This is a genomic window from Streptomyces sp. NPDC039424 (assembly GCF_055639495.1).
The window spans coordinates 661,645-670,589 of the sequence record NZ_JBVKAI010000004.1 but is presented as its reverse complement, the minus strand read 5'-3'; the positions used below and the strand labels follow the sequence as shown (position 1 = coordinate 670,589).

The window sequence follows — 8,945 nt, the reverse complement described above, 5'->3', positions numbered from 1 at the left end:
CCGATAACTCACCCCGGAGTCGTTCCACTTCCCCCAGCCTCATGCTTAGAAGATGCCCAACACCAGGCGAGATCACCCGACGTAACGAAGCACTACTAGTTCCGTCGAGGGTCATAGCCGAGGAGGTCACATCGTGAGCCGTACGGTCATCGATCTCGACGACGAAGCACTGGAAGAAGCCGCCAAGGAACTCGGCACCACCACCAAACGCCACACCATCAACGCCGCCCTGCAGGAGGTCACGGCCCGTTACCGGCGTCTTCGCGCGCTCGACGAGGCCCGCACCCTGGCGGCCGAAGGCGCGCTGGACATGGACCTCCTCCTGGACAAGAGCAAGTACCAGCCCACGAGCACGACAGGCAACGTCCCCGACACCAAAGCGGACAAGCGACCGCCGCCGACTACCTCATCGACACCTCCGCCCTCGTCCGCGTCCTGCTCCGCCAGAACACGACCGAACGGGGCGACAGAATCGGCGCCGGCCTCGTCGCGATCTGCGACCTCACCGAACTGGAAGTCCTGCACTCAGTCCGCTCGACCGCAAACCGTACGCGGTTGAAAGCGGCGCTCGACGCCCACCACGCCTGGTGCCCCATGCCGGACGGCGTCTACCACCGCTCCCGCATCGTCCAGGAACATCTGACGGCCAAGGGGACACCTGGGCCGTTTCAGTTCGGGCAGTTTCCGTCCGCGCGCACCAGCCCCTCACGTCCTGGTGCCGGTGCGATCAGGCTCCTCGAAGCTGTGGTCGAATCCGGTAGGCAGTCCCGGTCGGAGGCCTTCCGGACGCCGAACGCAGAGCCCGCGGACGGAGGCCGACGGACCCCACTGAAACCCCGCGTCCCCAACACGTCCCCACGATCATGAAAATGAGGTCGCGGAGATGTTGCCGACTCGTCGACTCAAGCTCCGCTCGTCAGCATTCCCGCAGGTCAGCGCGACGTCTGCCCGGCGAGGGAGCAAGATCCTCACCCCGCTCCGAACTCGCGAGCAGCGGATTCATTCCGTTCAGCGAAAGTTGACGGTCCAACACCTCACGAGGAACGTTTCCGCAGGTCAGAGACCTGCAAAGGTGGGGCGGGTGGGACTCGAACCCACGGCCGACGGATTATGAGTCCTTTGAGGATCTTGGCGGACCTTGCTCTTCCACGTTGATTCTTGGCGTTTTCGCAGCTCACAGTGCGTGCCATCTGCTGGTGCTCTGGACCCTTTGCCAGTCTGTTCCCGTCTTTGCGTCCCCAACGCGTCCTCACCGAGTCCCTACAGGGGCCGAGCGGAGCGCCATGGGACGATCACGGCAGGTCACTTCGTGTATGGCAGCTACTGGCGTGACCTCCTACCCAGCCCACCCGGCCCGGCGAGAAACCAGACCACGTAAAGTGACTCCTCATATCTGCCGGGCACTCCGGCACGAGACGCGTACAGGGGTGGGACGAACGGCCAGGGCCTGGAAGCGTGCCAAGTCGGTTCGCTGCACTGCCGCTTCAGCGGCGGCCTCCAGGTCCCGCGCGACGGCGCGTTCGGCGCCGACGGCAGCAGGCCGAGGCTGTCCGCGACGCCTTCGACCTGGGCCTTGGTCAGGCCGTAGTCCTGGGCGGCCTTGATCGCCTCCGCGCGGGCGCGGCTCATCTGCTCGCGTGCCTTCGCGAGGGCCGCCGGCAGCGTCTCGCCGTTGCACTTGGCCAGGTCGAACGTCGCCATGCGGCTGCCGGTAGTGCCTTCCCAGAGAGTCCACACCGACGAAACCGTCGCTGAGAAGCCGACTCCCTACGAGGCGTGAGTTTGGCGCAACTGCTGGCCCGTCCTGAGGTGACCCGCGCTCCCGGCAGCTCAAGAAGCCTTCATGGCCAGCGAACTCGGCCTGGGCTACCTGCGGCCGGTAAGCGCGGTGTCGCCCATCGCCTTACCGCCCCAGTGTGGAGATACAGAACGCCAAGGCTCAGTCGCACAACCGCCGTACAACCTTCGTGCCACCCGAAGACTGCGCTACAGCCCGGGCGCGGACCCTGCGGTGCTCAGCGTTGTCTTCTTCCTCGCCCTTCAGCAGGGGCCGCCCAGGGCGTTTGCGGTGCGGCACCGCCATGCCGCAGTTGAGGTAGGCACCGTCCGCCAGCACCGTCACTGCTTGGCAGTGCGGGGCTGACCACCCGGAGAGGCGCTGTGGGTAATGGGAGCTAGCCGTTCGGGTGAGGTGTCGTCCGCCCCAGGGCGGGGCGGCCGACAGGGTGAAGCTAGCGACGCTGCTCGAACATGACCAGGAACGGGGAGACGAATCCCGACGCTTCGACCGGGCTGGTGTCGCCGAAGATGATCAGCAGCACGCCAGCCACCAGGGCGAGCCCGTAGATTCGGGCCGCGGTGTTGTCGTGACCGTTGCCGACTTCGGGCACGGCGCTGTTTTCGCACATAATGGAGTAGCTCCTGTTCGTTGCTGGACAAGGGCACACGGTTACTCACAGCGACTAGGACCCCTGTGGTAACCAGACGGCGGCTGGGGCGGCAGCGCATTGCAGTGCGCTTACTGCCTCAGCCGTTAGTCATGGGTCGACGTGAAGCCTCCTTCAAGCTTCGGCCATACGACCTCGATACACAGGGACGCGCAGAGGTCGAGCAGGTCCTCTCTTGGCGCTGCGGGCACGAGCAGCGTGAGAGTGGGAGTCGGGTGGAAGAAGCGGCGATAGTCCATGAGGGCGCCGATCGCACTTCGAACTGACTGTCGGGTGGTGTTGTGTTTCACCTCGATGAGTCTGTTCTCGGTGGCGTCCAGAAGATCGACGCGGGCAATTCTGGTTTCGCCCTTCACTCGCACCTGTGCGCTGACGACCTCCCGTCCGAGATCGTGCAGATGGCTCGCGTAGTCCCCGGTCAGGCGTCGGAGGATGTCGTTTGTGGATTCCTGGGGCTGTCGACGGACACGGGCAACGGTGATCTCGGGTGCCTTGGTGATGCGTGTTTCAGTCAGCGGAGTGACCGGCAAGCGGGGTCCGTCGGGGACGGTAGCTCCTACCGGCCGCAGGCGGAAGATGATCACCGTCCGCATATGGCCGTTCACATCTGGTGCGTCCGCGATGTAGTACGGCTGCTCAGAGTCGACCTCGAAGCCCCCCAGGTGGCGATAGAGCCGACCTGGTTCATCTGAATGCCTGGGGAGCTGGTGGAACAGGTGCACCGCGCGGCCCTGCTCCCTATGGCGCAGCAGTGCCAGGTTCCCTCGCGTCATCTCCTGGTCGCCGTTCATGCCGACGCCCAAGAAGTGGAAGATCCCGTCATCTCCCCACCCCGTGAGGCCGTCAGGGATTGGTCGCTCGGCGACAAAGGCCATCACCATCTGTACTTGCGTCGACGGCGAGATACCGCCTTGAGGCGTACCGCCGAAGCGCGCGTGCAGATCGCGCCGCGCTACTACCTCGCCCACCTTTAGCTCATCCTTGACCACCGCCTCACCTCCCATGCACAAAGGCTAGCCCAGTCACCCTGAACAGAGAGGGTGACTTCGGGTCGTCACATGCAGATCACGGATGCCTGAGCTGCTTCTACGTGCTGAAACTCTCCCGAAAGACCCTGCGATACCCTAGGAAGGGTTACGAAACCGTTATGGTAGGTCACTTGGGTGGGCTTCGGGTAGGTAGCGTGTCGCCTTTGGCGCCGGGGCCGGCTGCGCCTGCGCGAGCTGATCGCTGGGCGGCGCTGCCGCCGTTGCCCGCGACCAGCAGCCGGGCGCCGCCGGTCAGTCGCCCGGCGGGACTGACATCTGGAGCTGGCTGGACTACAAGCCAGTCATGGCCGACCCGCGCCGGGGGGCGCAACACCTGGGCGGAAGACTCATCCTGGATTCCCGACATGGATCTGCGCCGACTCGCCGCGTATAGCCTGCTGGCTGCGTACGACTACAACCGAGCCGGGCAGGTCGCCGCGATCACCGGGGATGACGAGGCCGGGAACCGAGCGGCGTGAACTCGGCGACGTCTTGATCACCACGGCGTGGTAATGGCTGTCCGCCGGATCCTCAACGACGACGGCCCCTACGCCGTCCGCCTCGGCGAGGCCGTATCGACGGCCAGGGCGTCCGATGTAAGCGAGATTCGGGTGCCGGGACCAGTGCCGCGTGGCCGAGCGGGACTGCTGGCGCTACCGCCCGCCCCCCTGCTGTCCGTGCTGACCACCGGACCCTTCGAATGCCAGCGGGCACTGAGACAGGCTACTTGGGCGCGTTCGGCGTTGAGGAGTATCCGTGAGGAGACGACGACGTGTTCAGCGCCACGCCTGTCCGTTCTGACCGCCTCCAATGGACGCCTTCCTGAGACAGACGTACGGCTCCTCGCTGGGGAAGTCGAGGTTCTGCCGATGGCCTGGCCGCGGTTGCCTGACGACACAAGCCAGTGGGACCCGTTCGACGCGCGCGTCCCAGAGTTGTTACGGCGGGTCGTCGATGAACGCGGCCCAGGGCGCGACCCGCTGGCCCCCACTCGCGTCGTCGGCAGCTTGACCCAGACGGAAGTGGCAGTCCTGGCCATCGAGTTGTATGGCGAGGATCGCGACGGGCTCCTCTTTGCCGCCGCCAATGACGTGCTGACACGGCGGAGAGGGATGGAGCTCCAAAGAGTCGCCCAAGTCGCTTCTCCCTGGGGATGTCATCTTCCTGGTCGATCACGACGCGCGACGCGACCTTCTTGGTGCGGTCATTGGAAAGCTGTCGGAGACAGCCGCGTACGCCCCGTTGGCGGTACTGGTCGATTTTTGGCACCGCAGAGCGCGGCTCGTCGCGCGGTCCGGAATGACATACCGTGACATTCTCCGCCGAATGCGCGGCACGTCGATCACCTCGGAACAGGCGATTGGCTCATGGGTGAGAGGCGAGGTCAACGGCCCGCAGGATCCGGCCGATGTACGGCGGTTCGCCATCGCCGTGCAGGACTGGGTACTGCTCGCCCAACCGGAGAGAGTCGGCTGGGCGTTGAAGACGCTGCAGATCGTGCACCGTAAGGCGGGACGCTGGTTGTCCTCCCAGATCAGCGGAACCGACCCGCGCCCCAACGAGATGCTGGTCGACGTGAACCTGGGGCTCCGCGTCTCGGATCTACTGGATAGCGTGACGGCGCATACCGTCGGGGCGGTCGATCGAAGCCCGCGCACCGTCGCGGCGTACGAGGTGGGGCGCCTGCTCCCTCGAACGAAGCGAGTGAGCTTGTCACTCAACTGGCTTAAAAGTAGTACCGATTGAGCCGGTTCGGCCTACACCGGCTAGTGTGCCGCGCTAAAGTGTCGGCCATCTAAAGCCGCGCAGTTACGCACTTAGCTCTTCTTCGACTTAACCGACATGAGGGTCACGCGAGGGGGTCTCCCCCCGGACGGGCCAACCGGCTATACGCCTACCGTTCACAGCACAGGAGCTTCGCCATGTCGGCATTCCCTCATGGCCGTGCGTCCGCGCCGGCCAATACGCCTGCCCAGCGATACGACGCCCTGCTCGCGAGCCTCTCGCGCCGCGTCGTCAGCGAGGCCGTAGGCACTTCAATCCCTAACGGCACCCGCCTCTCCGACCGGCCTCAGAAGCGCCTGTGGCTCGGCATGCTCGCGAGCGAGCCGAAGATGATCCAGGAGACGAACGCCGGTTTTCGCGGCCTCCAGATCACCCCTCCCGCGCAAGGTTTCACCTTCCGCGTACGGAGGTTGCCAAGTGAGCTGACCGTCGAAGTCAGCGCGTCCGCCTTCCTCGCGCTGCACCCAACGGTCGACGAGCAGCGCGCGTCTATGGCAACAGACGCGAGTACCCACGGTTTCGACGTCGCTGACGAGCTTGGCTCCGCGGCGGCGGACCACGCCCGCGATGTCCCCGCCGCCGCTCCCGCGCCGCGAACACGAGTGTCCACCTTTGGAAACGGCCAGACGCCGGGATACCCGCTGGCTCAAGTGTGGACGAAGATCTCGATGACCCCGGTCAAGGTCGCGATTCCCTTGGACTCAGGCGAGGCGCGTTCGGTTCGGGCGGGGGAGAGCGAGATCGCTACGGCGATGCGCTCGGCGACAGCGCGACAGCAGCGGGAGCTCTACCGGCAGCGTCTGGCCGGCCCGCCCGTTGGTTCGCTGCCGCGCGATCACGACCTTATCGACGAACGAACGTGGGCTTCCTACGCAGCTCACAATTTGTTGGCTCCCGATGACCTCACTCCACCTGAGCATCGGGCCGCTGTTGAGGTCGAGGTGAGGCCCGTAGACGGCTTCTACGAGATCTTCGTCTCCGTCGTGAACACCACGCCGGCTCCGCGAGATCAGTTGGTCGACGGCAATCGGCCCTACGACGAGGCATACCTGGATACTCGCCTCTACGAGGTCGTCCTCTCGGCGACCGTTGATGCGCCCATCGTGCCGTACGAGCTGGAGCAGGTAGCCCAGTCGCATCGTTACGAACGAACGGTCTCAGCCTTCGGGCACGCCTCTCCGGTCACGTGCGAGACGGTGGGGGAACGGACGGTTCTTCGCACGGAGTTCGCGGCTGAACAACCGACCTGGCGCGCGCATCCCAGGACGAGGTCCAAGGACGCCGACGGACGAGAGACCCTTATTGACACCACCTTCGACTCGCTCATCGCGGATCCGATCGGGACAGTCGCGAGACTCGTGGATCTCCTTGACGTATGGGTTGAGGACAATTGGGGCGCGTCCGCTCTCGATGCCCTCCATAAGGCCCGCAGTTGGAACGACGAGGCGCGCGCCGAGGCGGAGGGGGCCGCTCTGGACGCCCGAGCGGAGGCCAGCTGGGTCCGCGCTGGGCTCGAGACCCTACGCGCCAACCCCGATGCGCTGGCCGCCTTCGTGGCGACGAACAAGGTGGTCAAAGCTGCCGCGGAGAACGAGTACACGGCCTGGCGACCTTTCCAGATCGCCTGGATCGTCGGCTGCCTCCCCGGCATGGTCGACCCCAGGAAGCACCGCGAGGTCAACATCGTCTGGTTCCAGACAGGTGGTGGCAAGTCGGAGGCCTACCTCGGATTGATGCTGGTCACTCTGTTCTACGGCAGGTACACCGGCGTCACCCGCGGGACGCAGGTGTGGGCTCGCTTCCCCCTGCGCCTGCTGGCCCTCCAGCAAACAGAGCGATTCGCGAAGATGGTGCTGCACGCGGAGGTCCTGCGGCGGAAAGACCCACGCATTCGCCACACGGGGGCGTTCGGCATCGGTTACTTCGTTGGCGGCGGCAACACACCGAACAAGCTGTACAAACCTGGCAACAACAGCTACCACGGGCCCGATCCCACGTCACCTGAGACAGCGGAGACCTGTCGAGTGCTGGACGAGTGCCCGTTGTGCCGCTGCCCGCTCGCGGTACGGTGGGACGATCCCAGCCACACCATGCGTCACATTTGCGAGAACGACGATTGTCGGCTCTCGGGGGTGTTGCCGGTATGGGGCGTGGACGACGATATCTATCGCCGGGCACCCGCTGTCCTTGTGGGCACCGTAGACAAACTCGCACAACTCGGCCAAAATCAGGCGTTCCAGATTTTGCTCGGGCGGCCTCACTCCGTCTGCCCTAAGCACGGATACTCGTCCAATCCCAACTGGTGTGCGGTGTACGGGTGCCGTGAGAACCGGCTCCCCGTGCCGAAGGGATTCGGGCATGTACGCCTGGAAATCGCGGACGAGCTCCACTTGCTCGATGAGAGCCTTGGCGCCCTCGACGGCATGTACGAGTCACTACTCCAAAAGATCAGCGAGCACCTGAACAACGACCCGTTCCAGATCGTTGGGGCCACCGCGACGATCGAGGGATACAAGAACCAGGTGCGCCACCTCTACGACCGGGACGCGAGGCGCTTCCCCGTCAACGGTCCGGAGGCGGGAGAGACATTCTGGTCCACCACCGAGATTGGCGATCCGCTGCGCCGCTACCTCGGCGTGCGCTCCCGGGCGAGCACGATGATTACGGCCACCCGAGAGGTCGCCGTCGTCCACGACCGGTGGGTACGTGACCTGTGCACCAACCCTAAGAGCGTCGTGACGGAAGCCGGCCTGGACGCCAACGAACCCGACATCGTGGAGGAGGCTCGAAAGGCCGGCGAAGACCTCTACGAGGTGCTGGTCACGTACTGTCTACGCAATGAGGACTTGACGAGCTTCACCCGGGACCCCGCGGTGAGCGACCTCCTAGTCAGCCGTGACAACCTCGCGATCATTAACGGCGACGCCAGTCCCTCGGCCATTCGCGGGGCGGTTACCCGGCTGGTTGAACGTCCTGACGACGAATCCGAGCGTGTCAAGATCATCGCTGCCACGAAGGCGATCGGGCATGGATTCGACGTCTCACGACTCGGCGTCATGGCCGTCATGGGAACCCCGACTCAGGCCTCCGAGATCATCCAAGCGTCCGCGCGTGTCGGGCGACGACACCCGGGCCTGGTCGTAAACGTGATCAACCCGAGTCGCGACCGGGACGCCAGCGTCTTTCGCTACTACCCCGAGTGGATCAGGTACCTGGACCGGCTCGTCCACAAGGTTCCCGTCAACCGCGAGTCGGTACCCGTACTCAAGCGAGTCTTGCCAGGCGGATTGATGGCGTGGCTGCTCCAGGTGCTCGACCGTGCCTGGATTACGGGAGCGCCGAGGCGACGCTCATTGGCGGACTCCACGGCCTTCCGTGACGCCGTGAACGCCGGCTTCATCGACAAGAAGCTGCTCGTCTCGCTCCTGCGTCACGGTTTCGGCATCAACGACACCAGCGTCTACCACCGCATGCACCGGCAGGCCATCGATTCGTGGGTGGACGAACACCTGACCACGGTCCCACTGCGGGCGGAGGCTGGTGACAGGCTGCCCACCTTGTTGAACCCGTCCGTGCCCCGGTCTCTCCGGGATATCGAGGAACCTCTGATCATCTACGGCGAGTTGTAGTCGGCCGCGCAAGCCAGCGTGCCGCACCAGCCGTTCTCAATCACGTCTCTCCAGAG

The 8,945-nt window shown here is 65.0% G+C and carries 5 protein-coding genes and 3 pseudogenes; 4 read left to right on the top strand and 4 right to left on the bottom strand.

Annotated features, from left to right (window positions below; all coding sequences use genetic code 11):
* Nucleotides 1-133: 133 nt before the first annotated feature.
* Nucleotides 134-346 (top strand): annotated as a pseudogene (locus ACZ7L0_RS14265) (type II toxin-antitoxin system VapB family antitoxin); the annotation flags it as partial.
* Between the two features lie 62 nt (nucleotides 347-408).
* Nucleotides 409-867: a PIN domain-containing protein gene (locus ACZ7L0_RS14260; RefSeq protein WP_471242756.1), complete on the top strand. Its 459-nt coding sequence runs from the start codon at nucleotides 409-411 to the stop codon at nucleotides 865-867.
* A 453-nt stretch (nucleotides 868-1,320) separates the two neighbouring features.
* Here the strand turns inward: ACZ7L0_RS14260 and ACZ7L0_RS14255 are convergent, their stop codons facing one another.
* The 4 genes and pseudogenes from ACZ7L0_RS14255 to ACZ7L0_RS14240 form a co-directional block, all read right to left on the bottom strand.
* Nucleotides 1,321-1,701, bottom strand: a complete 381-nt coding sequence (locus ACZ7L0_RS14255) for a hypothetical protein (RefSeq protein WP_471242731.1) — start codon at nucleotides 1,699-1,701, stop codon at nucleotides 1,321-1,323.
* Between the two features lie 292 nt (nucleotides 1,702-1,993).
* Nucleotides 1,994-2,131 (bottom strand): annotated as a pseudogene (locus tag ACZ7L0_RS14250) (IS5/IS1182 family transposase); the annotation flags it as partial.
* Nucleotides 2,132-2,231: 100 nt separating this feature from the next.
* On the bottom strand, nucleotides 2,232-2,408 hold the full coding sequence (locus ACZ7L0_RS14245) for a hypothetical protein (RefSeq protein ID WP_466691730.1): 177 nt from the start codon (nucleotides 2,406-2,408) through the stop codon (nucleotides 2,232-2,234).
* Between the two features lie 125 nt (nucleotides 2,409-2,533).
* The gene (locus ACZ7L0_RS14240) at nucleotides 2,534-3,451 is read right to left on the bottom strand and encodes an SRA domain-containing endonuclease (protein ID WP_471242730.1); all 918 of its coding nucleotides are present in this window, start codon (nucleotides 3,449-3,451) and stop codon (nucleotides 2,534-2,536) included.
* Between the two features lie 1,161 nt (nucleotides 3,452-4,612).
* On the opposite strand from ACZ7L0_RS14240, the pseudogene ACZ7L0_RS14235 reads away from it, so the two are divergent.
* Both ACZ7L0_RS14235 and ACZ7L0_RS14230 read left to right on the top strand, forming a co-directional pair.
* Nucleotides 4,613-5,221: pseudogene (locus tag ACZ7L0_RS14235) on the top strand (DISARM anti-phage system protein DrmE domain-containing protein); the annotation flags it as partial.
* 176 nt (nucleotides 5,222-5,397) lie between these two features.
* Complete coding sequence (locus ACZ7L0_RS14230; protein ID WP_471242729.1) at nucleotides 5,398-8,889, top strand: hypothetical protein; 3,492 nt, start codon at nucleotides 5,398-5,400, stop codon at nucleotides 8,887-8,889.
* Nucleotides 8,890-8,945: the final 56 nt, after the last annotated feature.